The sequence below is a fragment of the Marinoscillum furvescens DSM 4134 genome, from assembly GCF_003386095.1.
Lineage (GTDB): Bacteria > Bacteroidota > Bacteroidia > Cytophagales > Cyclobacteriaceae > Marinoscillum > Marinoscillum furvescens.
In genome coordinates, this window is the sequence record NZ_QREG01000013.1 from 1 (window position 1) to 21,486 (window position 21,486).

Consider the following 21,486-nt stretch of genomic DNA (forward strand, 5'->3'; position numbering starts at 1 on the left):
AGTCGCAATTAAAAAGGCCGAGAACTTCTTGAGATCTCGGCCTTGATTTTTTTTCAACACAAAAAAGAGGATGCCCTTTTGAGACACCCCCTTTTCTTTTTCTTGCCTTAGGTTTTAAGAATCTCCACGATGCTCATATTCGGCAAATATCATTGCCACGGCACTGCGGATTTCTGCTTGCTTGTCTTTGGTGTCCATTTCTACCACCTCAGGGGCATAGCCCTGCCAGATCAGCTGGCGGCGCTCTTTGTCTATCAGGTCTATCACCACACTGCCCGCCTTGCGCTCAGCATTGTTTACAGGCATACTGTAGGGGTAGTATCCATAGTAGTAGGGTTGATAGATCGTGCTTCTTTCATTGGTTTGCTCCACGATCACACGTGCATCCACCAGCAAGTCCGGATCGTTGGCATCCAATACATACCCTCGGCCTTCCAGCTCTTTTTGGATTGCCTTTTTTAGCCGTTTTTTGGTCAGGGAGTTATAAAACAGCGGGTCAGCGCTTTCGTTCTGGTTGTTTTGAAACTCATCTGACCAGTAGTAGGTCTGATAGTGATCAAAGGTGGCATCCTTGTCATAGTCTGTGATCACCTGGTAAGGGCTCATGGTGCATGCAGACAGTGCCAAAAGGAGTGCTCCAACCATCATTATATGCTTCCAATTATTCTTCCAACTTCTCATAATGCTTGTTTTTTGTGTTTTACATCTACTGAAAAAACGTGCAACGGGCGTACATGTTATAGTGATCGTCTCTGCATTTGGTTGGATTGGAGATAGATTGTGTTACCTAAGAAGATAAACGACCATACCACCTGCCAGCCAGAGGTAGCAGCCCAGGGCCAGCCACTTCAGAGTATTTTCCAGTACTCGGCTTTTGGGAGCCATTTCTTTGTGGTGCATCACCTCTTTGCCTTTTACAAACCCTAGATATATCAGGATGCCGGATACCACCAGAAAAGAGAGATTCAAGAAAAAGGTATAGTCGATCTGAAAATGTGACTTTTCCGTAAGGCTTTTAGCCGCAGTAGGGTCTGGTAGCATTCCGGCCCAGTCAAAGCCATAGTGTAGGACCAGCGTGGCGGCTATCAGTGAGGTGAAAAGCAGAAACAGGATGAAGAATGACATTTTCCAGCCGTAGTACTTTGCATTGATGCGCAGCACAGGAAACACCACCAGGTCACTAAAGATAAACGCCATCACTCCGGCGAAGCTCACCCCTTTGCCAAAGAGCAGGGCCGCCAGCGGAATATTGCCCATAGAGCCTATGAAGGTCATAAACGCTGCAACCGGGCCTACGACGATGTGCTGTAGCAGCTCCCAAAAGGAATAGTCCTGGGTACTTTTTCCGCTATGGATAAAGAGTGCCTCAAAAAAGCTGTCGGGAACAAAGGCAGCCACTATGCCCGCTATGGTAAAGCCTACCGTCACATCTTTCCAGACCATTTTCCATTCCATTGCGTACTGTTGGCCTACTTTGGCCCAGTGGGTACGTGACTGTAGTTTGGCAGATAGAGCCGTGTCTTCGTCTTCCATTTCCCTGGGTTGCTTTAGTTGCTTGCGGGCTTTTTCCACGAGTTTATGAGGGCGAATGATACGGATCAGCGCCCAGCTACATAAGATGAGCAGAATGCCGCCTACATATTCGCCTACTACAAACTGCCAGCCCAGAAAAATGGAAATGATAATGCCGAGCTCCACTACCAGATTGGTAGATGCCAGCAAAAAGGCAATAGAAGCCACAAAGCTGGCGCCCTTTTGGAAGAGCGACTTGGTGGTGGCCAATGCCGAAAAGCTGCATGAGCTGCTCATAAACCCAAAAAATGCTCCAAGGGAGATGCTCCGTGCTGAAGCATCACCCATGGTTTGCTGCATTTTTTCCTCGGTCACGAAGATCTGAATGAGGCTACTCACTGCATAGCCCAGGATAAAGGCCCAAAGGGCCATCCAGAAAAAACCAAGCGTGGTATGGGCTGCCATGGCCCACTGGGAGAGAAAGTGTTCCATATCATGGATACTTACGCTATCAAAAATTGTTTAAACTACCTGCCAATCAGAGGGTTTCAATTGCTTTTTTTAGTTTTTCACGGATTTCGTGAGCAATGCTTTCCAGCTGGTTGTTGGTCACCGCCTCCATAGAAGCCACCGGGTCTATAGCGGCCACTTCCACCTCTTTGTTTTCGTGCTGCTGCACGATCACATTGCAGGGAAGCATGGTGCCTATTTTGTCATCTGCCAGCAGTGCTTTGTGTGCTACTGGCGGATTGCAGGCCCCCAGTATGCGGTAGGGTCGAAAGTCCGCATCCAATTTTTCTTTTAACGTGGCCCGCACGTCTATCATGGTGAGGATGCCAAATCCTTCAGCTTTTAGTGCTTCGGTAGCATCTTCCAGTGCCTTATCAAAATCGGTACCTACAGTTTTAGAAAAATAATAGCTCATAATGTGTCTTGTTTTTGGTTTAGTACATGATTAGTAATCAATAACCGGGCGAAGTGGTTTGTAACCTGAGTTACAATACGCTTACATCAGGTGTTCTATTTTTACACCCTACCTAATAGACGCGTGCCAGTGGTAGCTTGTATGGCTACTGTGCTGCTGCTGGCAGCTCTTTGGGTGTAGCTCCCCAGTTTAGGTTTCTCAAGGGAATTTTTTCGCATTTTGATGTGACCCTGGTTACTTACGAATTCACCACTATTTATTCTCTTTGTATTTCAGATCAACAAACAGCAAATACCTATGACCCCATCACGCAAAGACCACTGGGAAAACGTCTACACTAAAAAGAGCGATCAGGAGGTGAGCTGGTACGAAGAGGTGCCAGTGCAGTCTCTGGGGCTCATCACTGAGCTGGCGGGCCCTGATGCCCATATCATAGATGTGGGAGGAGGCAATAGCAACCTGGTAGGGGAGCTGCTGCTGCGCGGGTATCAGCAGCTTACGGTGCTGGACATCTCTGCAGCAGCACTGGAGCGCACCAGGCAAAAGCTAGGAACCCGTGCAAGTAATGTAGTGTGGGAAGTAGCTGATGTGACTTCCTATGTTCCAGACCAGACCTTCGATGTATGGCACGATCGGGCTACTTTTCATTTTTTGACCGATGAGGCAGACCAAAAAAGCTATCTGGAGCTAGTACAGCGTGCCATTAAACCCGGCGGATATTTGGTGCTGGCCACCTTTGCTACGTCAGGCCCCGAAAAGTGCAGTGGGCTGGAGATCTGTCAGTATGATACACCTGGTCTGGAGGCCTTTTTTGGGGAGCACTTCGAGGTGGTGCAGGCTTTTGAAAACACCCATGAGACTCCTTTTGGCACCAGCCAAAACTTTATCTATGCCGTCTTGAGGAAGCGCTAATCTTCCCCAGTGGATTTTTTGCCTGCTAGCATCAATACTACAATGCCTGCCACGGCTGCCGCCAAAGAGGCCAGGAGTATGCTGATCTTGGCCACTTTTACCAGCGCTGCGTCTGTAAAGGCCAGGTTGGTGATAAACAGCGACATAGTAAACCCAATGCCCGCAATGAAACCCATACCGATGATGTGCTGATAGCTGAGTGAAGGGTGACGCTCGGCAAATCCCAGGCGCTCACCTGCATAGGCAAACAGGCCGATACCCAGTACTTTGCCCACAGCCAGTCCCAGAATGATCCCGAGCCCCAGTGATTGGGTGAGCACCTCTACCAGGCCTACGTCCAGTTTTACGCCAGCGTTGGCCAGAGCAAACACGGGGATGATAAAAAACGCATTGAAACCTACAAGCCGGTTTTCCAGCTTGAGCAGTGGCGGACGAGAGGCATTGGTGTCTCGCTTGATCGCACGGAGCAGCTTGCGGTGCTTCGGATTTTCCAAAGGACTTTGTTCGTGGGTTTTTGCATGTTCGAGAGCTTTCAGGTTATCCGTCATACGCTCCTTATAGGCGGCACTATCCAGTTTGGGCTTTACCGGTATGGTGAGGGCAAATAATACACCCGCTATAGTAGCATGCACGCCAGAGTGGAGGAAGCAGAACCACAGGCCAATGCCTAGCGGTACATACCACCACATGCTTTTGGCGCCCAGCCGGTTGCAGAGTAGCAGGATCACAAAAATGCCTGCGGCTGCTCCCAGGTATAGCCAGCTGATGCCATGGCTGTAGAAAAATGCGATCACCAGTATGGCACCCAGATCGTCGGCTATGGCCAGGGCCACGAGAAAGATCTTTAGCTGTGAGGGGATGCGCTTGCCCAGCAGGCCAATGATACCTAGCGAGTAGGCTATGTCTGTAGCCATGGGCACGCCCCAGCCGCTGATGCTTTTCTCCCCTATATTGAGGGCCACAAAGATGAGTGCGGGCACCACCATGCCGCCCAGGGCTCCCATCAGGGGCATCGATGCTTTCTTGAGCGTGGATAGCTCACCCACCATGATTTCGCGCTTTAGCTCCAGGCCTGCCACCAAAAAGAATATGGCCATCAGTCCATCGTTGATCCATTTTTCTGCCTTTAGGCCAAAGCCAAAGTGATCACCAAACTCAAAAAGCAGTTCGTCTTCCAGAAAATGGTGGTAGGTATGCGCCCACTGGGAGTTGCCCAGTAGCAGCGCGATGATGGTGGCGGCAATTAAAGCCAGTCCGCCGGCGGTTTCACGGTCCTGAAACAGCCTGGTCGTTTTCTTGATATAGTCTGCAGGGGAAGTGTAGGTGTCTATAGCCATGTGTTGGGTTATTGGTCACTATTCCTACCAATAACCCTTCGGAATTGTTGGCTAAAAATCTCCGGAATCATCCAAAACCCTTTTCAAATCTGCGGGTATCGGCATGGGTTGCAGCGGCGGTACATTGGCACCACCGGTGTTGCCTACGGGTACTTTGCCTACAAAAGACTTCACTCCGCCCACGAGGAGGCGTGGGATTTGACCCAGTACTTCGCGGGTGTTTTTGAGGCGTATGCCAAAGCGGAGCATCAGCCAGTGCACGTAGCTGTGCGCCAGTGGATAGCGCTGACCTATGATGTGGGCGCGCTCCAGGTGGTGCCAGGCCGTGGGCCATTCTCTTTTGGCAAAAAACCGGCGATACTGTGCCAGCTCCCGGCGGTAAGGAAGCTGCAGGTGATGAGGTATACGGGTGTAAAACTTCATGTAGCTCATTGTGTAAAAAGCATCCATACGGCCATGGCCACCATGGTGAGGTCCTCGATGATGGTCACTGTACTCATGGGCAGGTTAAACACATCGCCCAGACAGGCACACTTGATCTTACGTTTGTTGAGGTTGCTCTCGATCACCCCAATGCTGCTGATGCCCAGCACGATGGCGGTGGTGAGGTTGGTGTAAAACGGCTCAAAATTGATGAGGTAAGCGATGCCCAGCGCCAGCTCTACAAAAGGGTAGATGTAGCCCCACATGTGCCAGCGGGCAGCTATCAGGTCATACATACGGTAGCTGCTGGCAAACCCCTGGATGTTGAGCAGTTTGAAAAACGAAAATACCAGAAAGAAGCCCGCCATGAAGTGACGCATCCACAGCATGCCTGAAAAGTCTGCAAACGGATACTGCACGAGAGTACTTACCCCGGCGATGAACCCCACGATCAGCAGCAATGGCTTGTAGGTGCTCAAGGATATGGAAGGCAAGTCTATGCTTTCCTTCTTTTTGCCGATAGACGGGAGCGGCGCAGGCTGTTGGGAGGCATTGCCAGAGCCCAGGTCGTAGTTTCCTGCCGACTGCAAGATAGACTTAAGCTCATCATCTGTGAGCGGGGCCTTTAGCCTGAGCTTCGCCTGTGGTGGCGACAGGGAAACCTCAGCTTTCTCGATTTTCGAGTGGCTCGTGAGTGCATCGGTGACTTTGGCTACACAGCTGCCACAGGTCATGCCCGTGATGGGGTACGTTTTTTCTTGAGTTTCCATACGGCAAAGATCGGAAGGTATGCTGGTTTAGGTGTTACAGCCTGTTGATGAATGTTTATATGATTTTGACGGGGGTATGCTAGAAGATCGAAATAACTTCGATTACCCCAGGTTAATTGGTATTGTCTTCCGTGTCCATTATTTGGTGTTCTAACATTGTTTCGTTTATTTCGTTTATTGTTTAACACACTAACAATTAAGCCCAATGGAAACTTTTGAAGACATCAGGAAGCCAACCAAGGAAGAGCAAGAGGCAGCTATGAAATCTTATGATGCACTTGCTACAGCGCTGGATGAACTCACTTCTGCAAATCCTGAGATAGAGATTGAGGAAACAAAAGTTCGAATTACGATTCCGTTGAATGCTTTGAAACTCTTAGCCAAAATACTGAAGGCAACAGGGCAGGGCAAGCCAATATCTATTGTTCCCATTGCAACTGAAATGACCACTCAGGCAGCTGCCGAACTATTGGGGTGCTCGCGACCACACCTGGTGAAACTTTTGGAGCAAGGAGAAATACGTTTTACCAAAGTAGGTAAACATAGGAGGGTGATGTATGAAGACATGGTGGAATACAAAAAGAAAATGAAGGCCAATCAAGATCGCTTGATAGGTGAAATAATGAAGTCTGATGAAGAGTTAGGTCTTTATGATTCATAGCATACGTTTTATCTGTGTGCTGGATACCAATGCCATCTATCCAATCGATGTGCGAGATCTGTTGTTTTGGTTTGCTCGATATGACCTCTATACCCCCAAATGGAGTAAACACATTTTTGATGAATGGGCAGATGTCATGCGACGAAAGGGCTTGCCAGAATCTGAAATATTAAAGCGCACAAATTTGGCCAATCAGGCGTTTCCAGACGCGTTGGTTGAAAATTATGAGCCACTAATCCAAGGGCTTGATTTGCCAGATGAAAAAGATAACCACGTACTGGCGGCTGCTATTAAAACCAATGCCAACATTATCGTTACCAATAATTTGAAAGACTTCCCCAACGAATATCTGGCTAAGTTTGGATTGGCTGCAAAAAGCGCTGATGATTTTATTACTGATACCATTGACTTGAACCCCGCGCAGGCATTAGTTGCTTTTCGTAGACTTGTGCTGAATAGAAGAAACCCCGATTTGGACGAGTATCAGGTTTTGGATGTGTTTAGGAAAAGGGGGTTAATAGATGCTGCGAATTACCTTCACGCTTTGCTTTGAAAGAATCTCATCACATCCACGCCACATGTCTCTTATCGTAGCTGCAATCGCACAGAGGGACCAGTTCTAAGATTATTTGATAGATGTTGCTCCAAACCCTGGAGGTTTTCAAAACCTCCAGGGTTTTTCATGTAGGACTCAGATTCCACATTTTAGGACGTTGATTTTATATGGCATTATATTTAACTTACCTACTTACGTTAATCAAAATAAAATGAAGAGTTATTTCTTACTCTTGCTGTGGGTTCTTTTGTTAGTTGGATGTTCTAATCATGACGACCCTTCGAAAATAGAGTATGATCTGGAGTCATTTGCTCAACAATTTGAAGGGGAAGTGCTCATTGGGGATGTTTGTATTAAGGAAACATCGAATAATGAGGTGTTGGTGAAAATCACTCCAAAATCTGATAGAAACTCAACCCATATTGTGCTTGCTAATGTAGGAGATAAGAGGAAGCATCTAGCATTTGATCTAGGGAAATCGAGTGTACTCTTATTGCGCGATCTTGTGATTATTCGATCGAAGCGTGAAGGGTATATCAACCTAATAAATAATTCCGAAGATGTCTCAGGTGTGTTTTATACCCTGAAGGATACTCTTGGCTATGAAATCAACGACCAAAACTCATATGTAGGTTATGGGCTGAGTAAATTCTATGGCAATTCAATCAAATCAATCCTGACAGAAGAACTAAATATTGATTCTGCCTTTGAGTTCTTGTTTCCATCTAACGCCAATCTCCGGGGTGGGGCTAAGTGTCAATCTGGCGGAAAGGGCTCTACAAGCTGTTCCATTACCGAAAATTTTGGACCAATAGAACAATCCTGCTCAGTCACGTGCGGCCGAGGGTATTACGCTTGTTGCAAAAAGAATGTTATCTGTCAATGCGTGAGCGAAGGTGGTGGCAGTAGTGAATGTAATGATACCGATGAGCATTGTATTCAGCCTAAATATGATTCTTAATTCACCGCAGCAGGGCAGGTAAGTAGCATCTTTAATGATAAGAAAAGTACACCCTTATGCCTGAGCTAAAAACGCCAGGCACGCGGCCTCAATTGACCTCCAGGATGATTTTAGCTTGCGCCTTTGGAGCGTGAAAGTTATGGGATGCCGATCAGTATGACAAGGGTGGTTTCAAAACCTCCTAACCTGAATACTAATACACTACTTTGAAATGAACGGAAAATTGGAAAGAAAGCGTTGCTTTGTAGAAAGTCAAAACATATGGACATTCAGGCAGAGAAATTACGGTTGATCGAATGGCTCGCAGGACTTAATGACCCCAACACGCTGCAGGAGCTCATCACATTGAAGAAGGATACAGAAGCCGACTGGTGGGATGAAATTAGTGCAGAAGAAAGAGCGGATATCAAGGAAGGAATGTTGCAATCTGAAAATGGTCAGATGATAGCTCATGAAGAAGTCATGAAAAAATACAAAAAGTGGCTTTAAATATCGTTTGGACTAAGCAAGCTGAAAAAGGTTATGCTCAGATCATTGAATACCTTGATACGCACTTTTCTGATAAAGAAGTCACCAGGTTTGTCCGACAGTCGCATCAATTTTTTAACTCCTAAACTCAAACCTTGGAGGTTTTGAAAAACCTCCAAGGTTTATTAAATGAATTCCTAATCTTATCTCACACCTAAGCACTTTTTCCAAATATCCCCAAAATATGGTATTGCGACAAATAACGTTAGCGTGTAGTTTAGGTGCTTTCTAACTTAAACCAATTTTATCATGAGTAAGACTCATTATGAACAGCTGCTGCCGCAGCTAGAAGCTATGGAATCCAGCCGCATCAAACAGCCTAACATGCCGATCGACACGTACCTGCAGGAAGCCTCAGACCTGGAGGTCTGGATGCAAGAGGACCTGCCCAAACTCACAGCGGTGGGCATATCTGAAGGCACCGTAGAAGCACTGTCTGTACGAACTGGCGCCCTGCGCTATGCACAGAGCGAATGGGCCCGTGAGCGCAACTCCAAAGAGGAGGCCACCCGCCAGTGGGAAGCACAGAGCAGCGAGGCGATAGACCTCAAAAATGAGCTGGAGCATGCCTTTCGTTTTGCCTTTCGCAAGCACCCAGACCTGCTCACCAAGGTGCACGAGATAGAGGACGGCACTGGTCATGCGGACCTGGTACAGGACCTCAGCGACCTCTCCGTGCTGGGCAAAGCCAATGAAGGTCTGCTGCAGTCCATCAACTTCAACACCGAAAAGCTGGATGACTCAGCCTCCATTAGCGAAGGGCTCAGCAAAGTGCTGGCCGCCATGAATGGTGAGCGACTTGAAAACAGTAGTGGCAAAATCTTGCGCGATAAGGCCTATACGCTCCTCAAAGAAACCGTGGATGAAATCCGCCAGGCCGGCAAGTATGCCTTCTGGAAAGACCCGGAAAGACTGAAGGGGTATAAGAGCCATTACTTTCGAATGAGATAAAGGCGACTCAAGTGTTTCCTGCGCCGCAGGAAACACATAAAATCACGCAGGACCAAATATTATATCGCAGGGATCTGTCAAGTTTGCGCAGGACAGAATAAAATTCCGCAGGATGTAAAAGGGTATGCGCAGGATTTACTAAATGTGGCGCAGGAAGGGTAAAAACCCCGCAGGGACCCGTCCTATCATTACTTGACAGGTTTTTATCTCAGCAAAACGCAAACCTTGGAGGTTTTCAAAACCTCCAAGGTTTCTTAACGAAGAGTAATTGGAGATACGTAACCCGAACCCTCCAAGGTTTCTTAACGAAGAATTTTTAGCATCAATGAGACCCAACACCTACTATCATGTGTACAACCATGCCAACGGAGAAGACAACCTTTTCAGGTGTGACGAAAACTATCATTACTTTTTGAACTTATGGGCCAAATACATTGAGCTGGTGGCTGGCACATATGCTTACTGCTTGTTGCCTAACCACTTTCATTTTTTGATCAAAACCCATGACTTAGCGACCATTGAATCACTCCAAAATGAATTTGGATCACGAGAGGTCTCGGTATCACAACTCATCAAACAGCCATTTTCTAACTGCTTCAACAGCTATGCGAAGGCATTCAATAAAATGTATAACCGCCGCGGGAGCCTCTTTCTTTCCAATTTCAAGCATAAAGAAATCATTAATCCTAATCACCTTTCCGTCATTGTGACCTACATACATCGCAATCCCGTGCATCATGGCTTTAGAAACCGTTTAGGCGATTGGCCTCATAGCTCTTATGACGCTATGTTCGGAACCAAAACGACCAGACTTAAGCGCCATGAAGTACGTAGCTGGTACAGTACTCCTAAGGCGTACGAAGAAGCCCATAAACAGGAAGTGAAACTACCGGATACCTCACTGTTTATTGACTACTAATTCCGGTCTAAACCTTGGAGGTTTTCAAAACCTCCAAGGTTTCTTTACGAAGAGCAATTATCTGAAATAACCCCTGATACCTACAATTGCTTTTTTAGATGTGGAAATTGGAATAACCTATTTAGGAGGAAAACGATCAAGACTTTTAGAACCTGTGTCAATATTGAATTTCTAGTAAGTATAGAACCCCTTTAGCGTACAAAGAAGCCCATAAACTAGAAGTAAAACTGCCAGATACCTCACTATTTATTGATTATTGAATCTAAACGCTACTTCAAACCTTTGCGTCTTCAAACCTTGGAGGTTTTCAAAACCTCCAAGGTTTTTAATGAAGATCAATTGGAGATACGTAACCCGAACCCTCCAAGGTTTCTTTCTAAATTACCTTAACTAGGTTTCCCGCTTGGAAAGCGTGCACCCTTAAATCAAAAGTGAGATGAAAAGACTATTTCTATTACTAATTCTTCTAAGTGCAATGAGTTGCAAAGAGGAATTAGCATGTTGTGACCACATAGCGGAATTTCCCAGAATTAAAATTTTGGGCGATAATGGTGCGGACTTACTGGACCCTAAAAGTGCAAATCATATCGATCACTCGGGTATTTCACTGAGTACAAGGATAGACAATCGAAACAGGGAACTTAGCATAGAGATCAGAAGGGTACTACTAACTGCTTCGGATTCTGGTGATTATATAATTGATGTCAATGCTAATATGGTAGATATGCTGTCGACAGATGGAATGAGACATTTTTATCTCAAACTTTCCAATGAGGATACTGATACGATATCCTTAATTATTGAAAACTCAACAACTAAGAGGCTTGAATTAAACGGTGAAATTTGGAAGGAGTATGATAGCGTGGAATTCAGCCATATCATTCGAAAATGACGAAACATTCACGTGCACAATTAACTGCGCGACTTTATTTTGAGGGTAGGATTTGATTTATGAGAAGCACACCCCCAAATAAAAAAAGTCTAACCAGATGGCTAGACCGCTTGCAACGCGACTTTTACTTTGGATTTGGTAATTGCCGCATACACTTGACCGGGAAGACTCCCGGGTTTCTGAGGAGTGTAACGCGGTGCGGCACCAAATGGTTTCATGTATTCCCCACCTGATCCAATGTTTTCCGGTCATGCTTTTTTTGCTTGCGAAAAGCCGTTGGAGTCATACCTGTTTCTTTCTTAAACTGCGCCGAGAGGTGTGCTATACTACTGTAGTTGAGCTGGTGGGCGATCTCCGATAGCGTCTGCTCCTCATAGGTGAGGAGCTCTTTTACGCGCTCTATCTTTTGGGCGGTGAGGTATTTTTCTATCGTGATGCCCTCCGTACTGGAAAAGAGCCTGCTCAGATGGCTATAGTCCTGATGTAGCTGCTCGGCCAGGTAGGTAGAGAGGTTGATCCGCAGCGGGGCAGTCTGGTAGTGTACCTGGTCTATGATCAGCGATTTTATTTGCGCTATGAGGGCCGTTTTGCCTGGCGAAAGGAGCTCAAAACCAAGTTGGTTTAGTGCGGTATTTAGCTGCGTGTTTACCGCTTCACTGGGCAGGTTTTGTACCGATACCTCTCCCAAAGCTACAGTGAGTGGGGGCTCGTGCAGCTCAGCAAACGTCTGTGTGACGGCCTGGATGCAGCGCGGACACACCATGTTTTTTACATAGATCGTATGACTCATTTTCTTGGATACGCAGGGCCGTAGGAAGGTGTTGTGGCCAGGCTATAAAAAGTGAGCGGCGCCCTGTTTGGAGCGCCGCTCTTAAGCTTACCTCTTTATACTAAGTTTAACCAACCGTATTAGTACCTAACCGTTCGGGATTGAAAAGGTTTAAATTTTTCTTTTTTACCGGATGCTTTGTTCATACATCTTCCAGACTAGGCTGATCCTGCTATATTAGTGGCCTACCAAACCTTACCTTCATTATGTCATTATTGACAATTCTTTTTTGTATTGTGGTGCTCGTCCTGCTGATCACATGGGGCAAAGTCAACCCCTTTTTAGCCTTTATTATTGTTTCCTTGCTTACTGGCATCATGCTGGGCGTACCGCTTTCGGAGGTGACCACTGTGGTGGAAAACGGCATAGGAGGCATGCTTGGCGGGCTCGTCATAGTGATCGTGCTGGGAGCTATGCTGGGCAAGCTGGTGGCCGAGTCGGGTGCTGCACAGTCCATTACCAACGTACTCATGAGGCTATTTGGCACGCGTAAAATCCAATGGGCACTGATGACTACCGGTTTTGTAGTAGGGATCCCACTTTTTTACAATGTAGGCTTTGTGCTCCTGGTGCCGCTCATTTTTTCTGTGGCCTATCAGTATAAGCTCAAAGCCGTTTACATTGGGCTGCCCATGCTCGCAGCCCTGTCTGTAACGCATGGCTTTTTGCCGCCACATCCTTCACCCACGGCCCTCGTGGGTCAGCTCAATGCCGACATGGGCCTTACGCTTATTTATGGCTTTTGCCTGGCGATTCCCGCCATCATACTGGCAGGTCCTGTTTATTCGCGGGCTATTCGCCAAATGGAATCCCGCCCACTGAGCACCTTTCAGGCTGAGCCCATGCCCGAAGATCAGCTTCCGGGAGGGTTTAATAGCTTTTTTTCAGCGCTATTGCCTGTGCTCTTGCTCGTGGTAGTAGCCGTATGGCAGCTGCTCGGTACTCCCAAAGGTGCTGCTGGTGAGGTGCTGGCTTTCGTAGGTAACCCATCTGTAGTGATGATCATCGCGCTGATTTATGCTACGTTTTCTATAGGTATAGGGCAGGGCAAAAAAATGAAGACAGTAATGAATCATTACGCAGAAGCGATCAAAGACATTTCACCCATACTGTTGATTGTAGCTGGGGCGGGTGCACTCAAGCAGGTGTTTGTGGTGAGTGGCGTAAGTACCGAGCTGGTAGCAGGCCTCCAAAACTGGAACATTCATCCGCTGGTGCTGGGATGGCTTATCGCTGGCATTATCCGTGTATGTATTGGCTCAGCTACCGTGGCGGGGCTCACCGCTGCAGGCATTCTGGCCCCAGTGATGCAGGATGTAGGTGCAGACCCCAATCTGATGGTCCTCAGCGTAGGGGCGGGGAGCCTGCTGTTTTCTCATGTCAACGATTCAGGCTTTTGGATGTACAAAGAGTATTTTAACCTCAGTGTGAAAGACACCATCAAAAGCTGGTCTGTGATGGAAACCATCGTGTCCGTGGTGGGCTTGATTGGGGTATTGATTTTGGATGTGTTTTTGTAGCCAAAAACTACTTTGAGGAACTCGTTTTGCAGCTTTTAATACCAAAAGGGGCATATAGCGGGCAAAAGCTCACAAAGCTGGTGAGTACAAAAATGCCTGCAAGCACGAGTAAAACGATGCCCAATGTGCCGGCGATTACATCTGTGTAATAGAGCACGGCGATAAACACCGCCAATGATGTGCGGATGACCTTATCCGTTGTTCCCATATTTGATTTCATAACTATAGGTTTTAGTATAGCCATGAAGATACCGATAAGCCACCTTATGTTTGGTGACTTGTGTTACACAGGGCAGAGTTTAGTTGGAGGATCGAGCAATGCTTCTGAGGATATGGTTGTAATAGGGTGACACCAAGCTTTGTCTGAATTATAGGGTTCCTTCAGATCCTCCTTCAGAAAATGATATTCCACTGTGGCATTATATTGGGCCCCATAGGGGCTTCATCCGAACAAATTTCTGGTAAACACCATTTTGATGCGCTGCTGAAAGTTGGCAATCACTTTAAAAATTTCTTTGAGTGTGACTACCTCTATTTTGGTGAGCGATTTGGGGTTCACATAGTTGTGCGGATCTTCATGGTTGTCGATGATGTTTTCCGCCTGGTATTTTAGGCGCATGCCCATGAGGTAGTAGTAGCTCTGCATGAGCTCGTGGTAGTCACTATGCGAAAGCACCTTGTGTAGGCGAAGGGCTTCCAGTCGTTCTCCGGTATTGGTTTTCAGGATTTTATGTTTCAGAGCATATACCCGTACCAGGTCTACGATGGGCGTCATGGCCCGCTTGATGTTAAATACCTGCTGGTTGTCCTTACTGATGGTGCGTATACCACGAAAGAAGGTGAGCGGAGGTTCGTATTGTAGGGCGTTATTGGCCAGTAGGCTAAAAAACAGATCACCGGGATCGCTGAGCTTTTCCACGATGTGGGCTTGAAGCTCTTCTATCAGCTTCTCCTCGCCATAGAGCAGCCTGCAGTCGAAAAAAGTGGAAAAGTTCATCACCGACTGAGGATCCGGGTTTTCGATCCATTGGTTGTAGTTGCGCTTCCAGTGGGAGAGGGAGTGGGTCCACTTGGGGTTTTTGGCCATGAGCCCTCCTGTACAAAACGAAAATCCGATGGTGTTGAGCCTTTCGGATACCAGCTCGGCAAAGTACAGGAAGTATTTGCGAGTTTTTTCACGAAATTCGTTGGCTTTGTCTTCGTAGATGATGGCATTGTCCTGGTCGGTTTTTAGTGTTTGCTCTTTGCGGCCCTCGCTACCCAGCGACATAAAAGCAAAGCGTGCGGGAGGCTCACCTATTTCGGCAATCACCCCTTCGATCACCTTCTGAGCGATGGAGTCAGATACATTCGTGATCACCTGGTTGACGAGCTCCGATTTGACTCCCCGAGAGAGTAGCTGATGCACCACTTCGGGTACTTGCAGCCACTTTTGGCGCAGTTCGTCTACCGTGAGCGCCTGCCGTACAGATTGAATAAAAACAAAAGGAGACTGTGCCTGGTCCGATAGCAGCTTGCTGCGGTTGACCACCCCGAGGCGTTCACTACCCTGCGTTACGATGATGTAGCGGATTTTGTGCTGAAACATCAGCAGCACGGCTTCATAGATATAAGCGCCGGTATCTATCTGGTAGATGGGGCCTTCCATGATATCTCGTGCTGGTGTGCTCACCGGTCGCTGCTCTGCGATGATCTTGTTGCGCAGGATAATGTCCGTGACATAGCCGGTCAGGTCATCACCTTCCTCTACAAAGATGCAGCTGAGCTTGTGCTCTTCCATCATTTTGGCCAGTTCATGGGCGGGTGCATCTGCCGGGCAGCTCACGATAGGCCGCGGGTTTACAGAGTCCATCCGTCGGACAAAATACCGGTCAAAAGATAGCGACTCCACATCCAGTGGTGGGTTGGCCACATAGTTGGCAAACTTGTCGTCTAGCATTTGCTTACCAAATGAGGATAGGAAGTACTGGTAAAAATCGTCTTGCTGCTTGCAAAGCGTGCGGAAGAGTTCGCTGCTGAGCCGATAGATCCGTGTATTTTTTTGGGTGGCTACTGAGCAGATCGATTTGTGCTTGTTGAGCAAGATGGAAAAAGCACCGTAGGTTTCGCCAGGCTTCAGCTTGTTGTAGGCTTGCTTTTGGCCTGCGCTGGTGTAAAAGAAAGTCTCATAGCCGCCTTCTACCAGGATGTCGAGCCCTTCTACGCGAGTTTTGTGCTGGAGAAACATGACTTCTGACTTGTCAAACCTGACCTCTTTAAGGTCAGTGACTACCAGCTCCATTTGCTCGTCAGGCAGGTCTTTGAAAGGAGCTACCTGTTTTAGAAACGTACGTTTTTCTAGTTTAGCAGCCATAGGATCAATGCGGATAGGGTGATAACTAGTATGGGCAACCCACAGCCGGATCGCTGCTGTGGAGCTTTCCCCAATTTTACAAATAAAGTTTGATTTGTGATGGTGTCGTCAGTGATGTCGCCGTTTTGGCGCAGCGCAAAATAACTTTTGGCAGTAGCCGTAGCATCTGCCAGGGCATCGTGCTGGTCCGTGAGCTTTTCATTAAACAGCCGCAGGTACAGCTCGTCTAGTTTGGGGTACATGCTATTGGTCATCAGGGCATAGTCTGTGGTGGCTCGCATGGTACAGAAGTGCGGATAGGCTTTTATGATGTTTTTCATCCCGGAGCGGTGGAGCGCTACCTGTATCATTTTGCTGTCAAACTCGACAAAGTGGCCAATAATCATTGGTCGGAATTTCCTGAGGTCTGCCGTGAGCAGTTGCATTACGGTTTTTCTGGGTTTACCTGCTGGCTTTAGCTTGTCTAGGGTGATGCCGTGAACAGCTATAGATTGTTGCTCTATGGATATTTCCTCTTCGTAGATGTAGTGGTTTTCCGTTTTTAATAGCTCGCCACTGGTGTCATAGACTTTCCAGGCTATCTGCAGGATAAAGGGCCAGGAGGCCGTATCCGAAGGAGGAGCCTGTAAGTTTTCGGGCATTCCCGAGGTTTCGGTATCTACAAAAAGCAGGTGGTCTGTCATGAGCGGAGGGGAATATACATGGGAATTTGCATTTAGGCAAAGCTCGACTAGGGCATGGGGGTGTTTTTAGGTTGTATTGTTTATCTTATTGAGTCATGAGAAGTTGGTTGTTTATATGTATGTGTGGGATGGCGCTCAGCGGAGTAGCACAGCTGGTGACGGCCAACCTGCCAGAGCGCATAGATACTGCGGAGCACTATTTGTTTTACCTGCATGACCGTATCCTACAGGAGCAGGGAGTGAGTGCGGTGAGCGATGAGCACGGTACGTATGAGTACATGAAAATCTTACACACTTTTGCATCTAATGGCTTTCATGTGATCAGCCAGCCACGAGATAAGGGCACCACGGTATCGGGCTATGCACGGCGCACGGCCAATCAAATACTTACACTCCTTCAAAATGAAGTGCCGGATAGCAAAATCAGTGTAATTGGAGCCGGTATGGGAGCGGAGATTGCGGTGGAGGTAGCACAAATCGTGAAGGAACCCAGTGTGAGCTATGTGTTTATGGGGTTGTGTGATCCGAAGGTGCTCATTCGTTATCAAACCCTGCGAGGGGAGATTTATGGGAGGTTTTTGTCCATTTTCGACGTGGCAGACTCCTGTGGTTCGTGTAGAGAGTTGTTTTTACCCCTGGCAGCGGGCTCCATCTATCATGAGGTAGTCCTCAGCAAAGGAATGGGAGAGGGGCTTTATTACAAGCCTTTGATCGAGTGGGTGCGCCCTGCTATGTACTGGGCTGTGCATAAGGAACTTCCTGAGTTGATTTCCCAGACAAGTGATTCCTTACGTAATGAGGTGAAAAAGAAATAAAAAGAGGCTGCTCCAGTCTATTGTCAGCTGGGGCAGCCTCTGCTAGTTTTTTAGCTATTTACCACTCCGTGTGGAAAATGCCTTCTCTGTCTGTGCGCTCATAGGTGTGCGACCCAAAGTGGTCACGCTGCGCCTGGATGAGGTTGAGCGGTAGGTTGCCACTACGGAATGCATCAAAGTAAGCAATGGCTGAAGAAAGGCCGGCTACAGGGATGCCGCTAGCCACAGCAAACTGCACCACGATACGTGCATCACCCTCTATCGTTTTGAGGGTTTTGATAAAGTCTTCGTCTAGCAGTAGGTTGCTAAGCTTTGGATTCTTGTCGTAAGCCTTGCGGATGTCTTCTAGCAACGAAGCTCTGATGATACAGCCACCACGCCAGATTTTCGCTATGGTTTCCATATCCAGGCCGTAGTTATACTCTTCGTCAGCTGCAGCCAGCTGTGACATGCCCTGCGCATAGGATACGATGTAGGCAAAGAACAAGGCATGGCCCAGGGTTTTGGCGTCAGGTTTGTCATTGCCGATGCTTGGGGTATGGTAGAGTTTGTCAGCTGCCACCCGCTGATCTTTGAGTGCAGAGATCTCACGCATAGTCACCGCCGAATCAATGGTAGGTACGGGGATGCCCAGATCCATGGCATTCTGAGAGGTCCATTTGCCCGTTCCTTTTTGCTTGGCTTTGTCGAGGATCACATCTACCAGGTGCTTGCCTGTAAGGTCATCTTTCTTTTGAAAGATCTCCGCCGTGATTTCTACAAGAAAAGATTGCAGCTCGCCTTTGTTCCATTCGGTAAAGAGGTCGGCCAGTTTCTCGTTGCTGTAGCCAATGCCTTTTTTCGCTACGTCATAGATCTCTGAGATCAGCTGCATGAGGCCATATTCTATGCCATTGTGGACCATTTTCACGTAGTTTCCGGCAGATCCGCGGCCCATGTAAGCTACACAAGGCTCATCGTTTACTTTGGCTGATGCCGCCTCGAAGATGGTACGCACGTGCTCATAGGCGTCTTTACTTCCACCAGGCATGATGCTAGGTCCACGTCGGGCACCTTTGGCTCCACCTGATACGCCTGCACCGAAGAAGTTGATACCCTTGCCTTCCAGGTAAGTGATCCGACGCTCAGTATCTGCGTAGTAGGAGTTGCCTCCATCTATCAGGATGTCACCTTGCTCCAGGTGCGGGAGAAGGGTCTCTATCACCGCATCCACAGGCTTGCCAGCAGGTACTAGCAGCATGATTTTGCGGGGAGTAGCCAGTGCTGCCACAAAAGCCGCAGCATCGGTGGTGCCATCCACACGTACATTGGCGCCTTCCTCTTTGAGTGCTGAGACTTTTTCCGGGTCAGTGTCTAGTCCCATAGATGAAAAACCATGGTCTGCCACGTTCAGAATGAAGTTTCTTCCCATCACTCCCAGGCCTACAAGTCCAAAATCATGTTGATCTGCCATTTTGTATGTTCTTTTATTAATTGCTAAAATTCTTTGCGATTGCGCTAATCAAAGCACGAATTTATGATGGATTTTTCACTGATTTTCCTTTTTTTGCATCAAATCCATAGAAAATTTGCTTAAATCTGCGTTTTGCAATCAAAAATGATAGATTTTTGTGGAATTATCCTGCTGTTCGCCTCATTTTGTTTGGTGAAAGCATACTTGTGAAGCATTTTCCTCGGCGATTAGACGAAAAATCATGATAAAAAATGACAACCAAATTCTGGTCATCTTCGGAGCATCCGGAGACCTTACGGCCAGAAAACTGATTCCTGCCATTCATAACCTGTACAAGAAAAATTATCTACCCGAGAAATATGCCATTGTTGGGGTGGGTCGTACTGCGTACAACGATGAAGAATTTAGAAAAAAGGTAGTTTACGATAACGAGCACCTCAAACAAGAGAACGGTGATTCTAAAGAGGAATTCGCCAGTTTGGTGCATTACCATGCCTTAGATACCTCCAAAGCGGAAGATTATCCAGGGCTCGCCAAGCGTCTGTATTCCATAGACGAGGAGTTTGGCACCAACTGCAACGTGATTTTTTACCTGTCAGTACCGCCAAGTCTCTACGGGGTGATACCCAAGCACCTGGCTAGCGCTGGCCTTAATGAAGAAAAGACTGGCTGGACTCGTCTGATCATTGAAAAGCCATTTGGCTATGATTTGCAGTCTGCTCAGGAGCTCAACAAGGTGTTGCTGGAAGATTACAATGAAGATCAGATTTATCGCATAGATCATTACCTGGGCAAGGAAACGGTGCAAAACCTGCTCGTCCCCCGTTTTTCAAACAGCATCTTTGAACCCCTGTGGAACCGCAACTATATCCACCGTGTAGAAATCACCTCAGCAGAGTCTGTGGGTGTTGAAAAGCGTGGTGGCTACTACGATGGGTCTGGTGCCATGCGCGATATGGTGCAAAACCACCTGCTGCAACTAATCGCCCTAGTGGCCATGGAGCCACCTGTAAAGTCGGATGCCTTTAGCATTCGCAATGAGAAGCTAAAGGTCTTTCAGTCGCTAAGGCCTCTGACACCCGAGGAGATTCGCAAAAATGTGATCCGTGGCCAGTACATGGCTAGTAAAATCAAAGGTGAAGAAGTCATCGGATACCGCGAGGAGGAAGGTGTACCTAAAGACTCACGAACAGAGACTTATGTGGCTCTCAAGTTTTTTATTGACAACTGGCGTTGGGCGGGAGTGCCGTTTTACATCCGATCAGGGAAAAAGCTCCCTACGCGGGTATCCGAAGTGGTGATCCATTTCAAACCCAATCACCACCACATTTTTAGCAACAATCAGGAGATCAACAAGCAAAACATGCTCGTGATCCGCATTCAGCCTGATGAAGGCATCTTGCTCAAGTTTGGTATGAAAGTGCCGGGTGCGGGATTTGAGGTGGAAAATGTAAATATGGATTTTTCTTACTCAGACCTCACGGATGCTTATGTGCCGGATGCCTATGAGCGCCTGCTGCTGGACTGCATGCAGGGAGATGCTACGCTCTACGCTCGGGGAGATAGTGTTTTAGCTGCGTGGGAGTTTATAGATCCTATACTCAAAGCATGGAAAGAGGATCAGAGCATTCCGATCTATGGATACCCTGCCGGTACCTGGGGACCAGAGAACGCAGATGAACTAATAGAGGGTAAAAATATGGCCTGGAGGTACCCTTGTAAAAACCTGGCCGATGATGGAATATTTTGTGAACTATGACCAAAGATCAATTTATAATTTCTAAAGACGCTCAGGCTACTGCCGAAGCATTTGGAGACTACCTGATGGCCGAAGCAGCTAAAAAGGAGCAGTTTCATGTAGCGCTATCTGGTGGCTCTACGCCGAAAATACTTTTTGACTACCTGGCTGAAAACTATGCCGATGCTGCCCAGTGGCAAAAGATGCATTTTTACTGGGGGGATGAGCGTATGGTACCACCTACAGATGGTGATAGCAACTATAAGATGACCAAAGATCGGTTGTTTGACAAGGTGCCTGTACCTGCTGAAAATATCCACAGGATACTTGGCGAGGAGGATCCTGCAGACGAAGCAGTACGCTATGGTAGTTTGCTTACCCAGCAGATGAATGTGGTAAACGGCTTGCCTGTATTTGATATGGTAATATTAGGAATGGGTGGCGATGGCCATACAGCTTCTATTTTTCCTCATGAGATAGAACTGCTACAGTCAAGCAATGTATGTGATGTGGCTACACATCCCGAGTCTGGTCAGATCCGTGTGACGCTAAGTGGACCGGTGATCAATGCAGCCTCTGAAGTGGTGTTTTTGGTGACAGGCTCAGGTAAACAAGAGAAAATAGACGAAATCTATCACCAAAAAGGTGGCTGGGAATCATACCCTGCTAGCTTTATAAAGCCTACCGATGGCAAGCTGCAATGGTACGTGGATGAAGCGGCTGTTGCTGAGGTGTTCAAATAATTTTT

At 47.4% G+C, this 21,486-nt stretch carries 23 protein-coding genes; 12 read left to right on the top strand and 11 right to left on the bottom strand.

Annotation, left to right across the window (positions count from 1 at the left end; translation table 11 throughout):
- Nucleotides 1-114 precede the first annotated feature (114 nt).
- The 3 genes from C7460_RS13785 to C7460_RS13795 form a co-directional block, all read right to left on the bottom strand.
- Nucleotides 115-681 (bottom strand): DUF4136 domain-containing protein, encoded by a 567-nt coding sequence (locus tag C7460_RS13785; protein ID WP_221409529.1) that lies wholly within the window; start codon nt 679-681, stop codon nt 115-117.
- Nucleotides 682-783: 102 nt separating this feature from the next.
- Complete coding sequence (locus tag C7460_RS13790) at nt 784-2,004, bottom strand: permease (RefSeq protein ID WP_115868703.1); 1,221 nt, start codon at nt 2,002-2,004, stop codon at nt 784-786.
- 46 nt (nt 2,005-2,050) lie between these two features.
- On the bottom strand, nt 2,051-2,437 hold the full coding sequence (locus tag C7460_RS13795) for a DUF302 domain-containing protein (RefSeq protein WP_115868704.1): 387 nt from the start codon (nt 2,435-2,437) through the stop codon (nt 2,051-2,053).
- A gap of 297 nt (nt 2,438-2,734) precedes the next feature.
- On the opposite strand from C7460_RS13795, the gene C7460_RS13800 reads away from it, so the two are divergent.
- Nucleotides 2,735-3,349, top strand: a complete 615-nt coding sequence (locus tag C7460_RS13800; RefSeq protein WP_115868705.1) for a class I SAM-dependent methyltransferase — start codon at nt 2,735-2,737, stop codon at nt 3,347-3,349.
- On the opposite strand, the gene nhaA is transcribed toward C7460_RS13800, so the two are convergent.
- Genes nhaA through C7460_RS13815 form a run of 3 tightly spaced genes read right to left on the bottom strand, consistent with a single transcriptional unit; the run spans nt 3,346 to nt 5,879 of the window.
- Complete coding sequence (gene nhaA, locus C7460_RS13805) at nt 3,346-4,686, bottom strand: Na+/H+ antiporter NhaA (RefSeq protein ID WP_115868706.1); 1,341 nt, start codon at nt 4,684-4,686, stop codon at nt 3,346-3,348. The genes C7460_RS13800 and nhaA overlap by 4 nt on opposite strands.
- Nucleotides 4,687-4,737: 51 nt before the next feature.
- Nucleotides 4,738-5,109 (bottom strand): DUF3703 domain-containing protein, encoded by a 372-nt coding sequence (locus C7460_RS13810; RefSeq protein WP_115868830.1) that lies wholly within the window; start codon nt 5,107-5,109, stop codon nt 4,738-4,740.
- Between the two features lie 5 nt (nt 5,110-5,114).
- Nucleotides 5,115-5,879, bottom strand: coding sequence for a heavy-metal-associated domain-containing protein (locus C7460_RS13815; protein ID WP_115868707.1), 765 nt, complete (start codon nt 5,877-5,879; stop codon nt 5,115-5,117).
- Between the two features lie 205 nt (nt 5,880-6,084).
- Here C7460_RS13815 and C7460_RS13820 point away from each other — a divergent pair, with 205 nt between their 5' ends.
- The 7 genes from C7460_RS13820 to C7460_RS13850 all read left to right on the top strand — a co-directional run bounded on the left by C7460_RS13820 (nt 6,085) and on the right by C7460_RS13850 (nt 11,347).
- Nucleotides 6,085-6,540: a helix-turn-helix domain-containing protein gene (locus C7460_RS13820; protein ID WP_115868708.1), complete on the top strand. Its 456-nt coding sequence runs from the start codon at nt 6,085-6,087 to the stop codon at nt 6,538-6,540.
- On the top strand, nt 6,530-7,093 hold the full coding sequence (locus C7460_RS13825) for a PIN domain-containing protein (protein WP_115868709.1): 564 nt from the start codon (nt 6,530-6,532) through the stop codon (nt 7,091-7,093). Before C7460_RS13820 ends, C7460_RS13825 begins: the two co-directional genes overlap by 11 nt.
- 214 nt (nt 7,094-7,307) lie before the next feature.
- Nucleotides 7,308-8,057, top strand: coding sequence for a hypothetical protein (locus C7460_RS13830; RefSeq protein ID WP_115868710.1), 750 nt, complete (start codon nt 7,308-7,310; stop codon nt 8,055-8,057).
- 261 nt (nt 8,058-8,318) lie between these two features.
- Nucleotides 8,319-8,546, top strand: coding sequence for a hypothetical protein (locus tag C7460_RS13835; RefSeq protein WP_115868711.1), 228 nt, complete (start codon nt 8,319-8,321; stop codon nt 8,544-8,546).
- Nucleotides 8,547-8,834: 288 nt separating this feature from the next.
- Nucleotides 8,835-9,536, top strand: a complete 702-nt coding sequence (locus tag C7460_RS13840; RefSeq protein ID WP_115868712.1) for a hypothetical protein — start codon at nt 8,835-8,837, stop codon at nt 9,534-9,536.
- A 325-nt stretch (nt 9,537-9,861) separates the two neighbouring features.
- Complete coding sequence (locus C7460_RS13845; RefSeq protein WP_115868713.1) at nt 9,862-10,455, top strand: hypothetical protein; 594 nt, start codon at nt 9,862-9,864, stop codon at nt 10,453-10,455.
- A 436-nt stretch (nt 10,456-10,891) separates the two neighbouring features.
- Nucleotides 10,892-11,347, top strand: a complete 456-nt coding sequence (locus C7460_RS13850) for a hypothetical protein (RefSeq protein WP_115868714.1) — start codon at nt 10,892-10,894, stop codon at nt 11,345-11,347.
- Between the two features lie 214 nt (nt 11,348-11,561).
- Here C7460_RS13850 and C7460_RS13855 read toward each other — a convergent pair whose 3' ends face one another.
- Nucleotides 11,562-12,137, bottom strand: a complete 576-nt coding sequence (locus tag C7460_RS13855) for a helix-turn-helix domain-containing protein (protein ID WP_115868715.1) — start codon at nt 12,135-12,137, stop codon at nt 11,562-11,564.
- Between the two features lie 245 nt (nt 12,138-12,382).
- Here C7460_RS13855 and C7460_RS13860 point away from each other — a divergent pair, with 245 nt between their 5' ends.
- Nucleotides 12,383-13,696, top strand: a complete 1,314-nt coding sequence (locus C7460_RS13860) for a gluconate:H+ symporter (protein WP_115868716.1) — start codon at nt 12,383-12,385, stop codon at nt 13,694-13,696.
- A 7-nt stretch (nt 13,697-13,703) separates the two neighbouring features.
- Here C7460_RS13860 and C7460_RS13865 read toward each other — a convergent pair whose 3' ends face one another.
- The 3 genes from C7460_RS13865 to C7460_RS13875 form a co-directional block, all read right to left on the bottom strand.
- A complete protein-coding gene (locus tag C7460_RS13865) occupies nt 13,704-13,916 on the bottom strand; it encodes a YgaP family membrane protein (protein WP_115868717.1) in 213 nt (70 codons plus the stop codon).
- A gap of 222 nt (nt 13,917-14,138) precedes the next feature.
- A complete protein-coding gene (locus tag C7460_RS13870; protein WP_115868718.1) occupies nt 14,139-16,049 on the bottom strand; it encodes a DUF294 nucleotidyltransferase-like domain-containing protein in 1,911 nt (636 codons plus the stop codon).
- A complete protein-coding gene (locus C7460_RS13875; protein WP_115868719.1) occupies nt 16,034-16,732 on the bottom strand; it encodes a 3'-5' exonuclease in 699 nt (232 codons plus the stop codon). The genes C7460_RS13870 and C7460_RS13875 overlap by 16 nt, the downstream gene beginning before the upstream one ends.
- Before the next feature lie 95 nt (nt 16,733-16,827).
- On the opposite strand from C7460_RS13875, the gene C7460_RS13880 reads away from it, so the two are divergent.
- Nucleotides 16,828-17,547 (top strand): hypothetical protein, encoded by a 720-nt coding sequence (locus C7460_RS13880; protein ID WP_147302955.1) that lies wholly within the window; start codon nt 16,828-16,830, stop codon nt 17,545-17,547.
- A gap of 58 nt (nt 17,548-17,605) precedes the next feature.
- Here C7460_RS13880 and gndA read toward each other — a convergent pair whose 3' ends face one another.
- Complete coding sequence (gene gndA / locus C7460_RS13885) at nt 17,606-19,000, bottom strand: NADP-dependent phosphogluconate dehydrogenase (protein WP_115868721.1); 1,395 nt, start codon at nt 18,998-19,000, stop codon at nt 17,606-17,608.
- Between the two features lie 241 nt (nt 19,001-19,241).
- Here gndA and zwf point away from each other — a divergent pair, with 241 nt between their 5' ends.
- Both zwf and pgl read left to right on the top strand, forming a co-directional pair.
- A complete protein-coding gene (gene zwf / locus C7460_RS13890) occupies nt 19,242-20,759 on the top strand; it encodes a glucose-6-phosphate dehydrogenase (protein ID WP_115868722.1) in 1,518 nt (505 codons plus the stop codon).
- On the top strand, nt 20,756-21,481 hold the full coding sequence (gene pgl / locus C7460_RS13895; RefSeq protein ID WP_115868723.1) for a 6-phosphogluconolactonase: 726 nt from the start codon (nt 20,756-20,758) through the stop codon (nt 21,479-21,481). Before zwf ends, pgl begins: the two co-directional genes overlap by 4 nt.
- Nucleotides 21,482-21,486: the final 5 nt, after the last annotated feature.

Coding starts and splice junctions, on each gene's coding strand:
- C7460_RS13785 (WP_221409529.1), bottom strand. CDS start 681: ATGAGAAGTTGGAAGAATAATTGGAAGCATATAATGATGGTTGGAGCA.
- C7460_RS13790 (WP_115868703.1), bottom strand. CDS start 2,004: ATGGAACACTTTCTCTCCCAGTGGGCCATGGCAGCCCATACCACGCTT.
- C7460_RS13795 (WP_115868704.1), bottom strand. CDS start 2,437: ATGAGCTATTATTTTTCTAAAACTGTAGGTACCGATTTTGATAAGGCA.
- C7460_RS13800 (WP_115868705.1), top strand. CDS start 2,735: ATGACCCCATCACGCAAAGACCACTGGGAAAACGTCTACACTAAAAAG.
- nhaA (WP_115868706.1), bottom strand. CDS start 4,686: ATGGCTATAGACACCTACACTTCCCCTGCAGACTATATCAAGAAAACG.
- C7460_RS13810 (WP_115868830.1), bottom strand. CDS start 5,109: ATGAAGTTTTACACCCGTATACCTCATCACCTGCAGCTTCCTTACCGC.
- C7460_RS13815 (WP_115868707.1), bottom strand. CDS start 5,879: ATGGAAACTCAAGAAAAAACGTACCCCATCACGGGCATGACCTGTGGC.
- C7460_RS13820 (WP_115868708.1), top strand. CDS start 6,085: ATGGAAACTTTTGAAGACATCAGGAAGCCAACCAAGGAAGAGCAAGAG.
- C7460_RS13825 (WP_115868709.1), top strand. CDS start 6,530: ATGATTCATAGCATACGTTTTATCTGTGTGCTGGATACCAATGCCATC.
- C7460_RS13830 (WP_115868710.1), top strand. CDS start 7,308: ATGAAGAGTTATTTCTTACTCTTGCTGTGGGTTCTTTTGTTAGTTGGA.
- C7460_RS13835 (WP_115868711.1), top strand. CDS start 8,319: ATGGACATTCAGGCAGAGAAATTACGGTTGATCGAATGGCTCGCAGGA.
- C7460_RS13840 (WP_115868712.1), top strand. CDS start 8,835: ATGAGTAAGACTCATTATGAACAGCTGCTGCCGCAGCTAGAAGCTATG.
- C7460_RS13845 (WP_115868713.1), top strand. CDS start 9,862: ATGAGACCCAACACCTACTATCATGTGTACAACCATGCCAACGGAGAA.
- C7460_RS13850 (WP_115868714.1), top strand. CDS start 10,892: ATGAAAAGACTATTTCTATTACTAATTCTTCTAAGTGCAATGAGTTGC.
- C7460_RS13855 (WP_115868715.1), bottom strand. CDS start 12,137: ATGAGTCATACGATCTATGTAAAAAACATGGTGTGTCCGCGCTGCATC.
- C7460_RS13860 (WP_115868716.1), top strand. CDS start 12,383: ATGTCATTATTGACAATTCTTTTTTGTATTGTGGTGCTCGTCCTGCTG.
- C7460_RS13865 (WP_115868717.1), bottom strand. CDS start 13,916: ATGAAATCAAATATGGGAACAACGGATAAGGTCATCCGCACATCATTG.
- C7460_RS13870 (WP_115868718.1), bottom strand. CDS start 16,049: ATGGCTGCTAAACTAGAAAAACGTACGTTTCTAAAACAGGTAGCTCCT.
- C7460_RS13875 (WP_115868719.1), bottom strand. CDS start 16,732: ATGACAGACCACCTGCTTTTTGTAGATACCGAAACCTCGGGAATGCCC.
- C7460_RS13880 (WP_147302955.1), top strand. CDS start 16,828: ATGAGAAGTTGGTTGTTTATATGTATGTGTGGGATGGCGCTCAGCGGA.
- gndA (WP_115868721.1), bottom strand. CDS start 19,000: ATGGCAGATCAACATGATTTTGGACTTGTAGGCCTGGGAGTGATGGGA.
- zwf (WP_115868722.1), top strand. CDS start 19,242: ATGATAAAAAATGACAACCAAATTCTGGTCATCTTCGGAGCATCCGGA.
- pgl (WP_115868723.1), top strand. CDS start 20,756: ATGACCAAAGATCAATTTATAATTTCTAAAGACGCTCAGGCTACTGCC.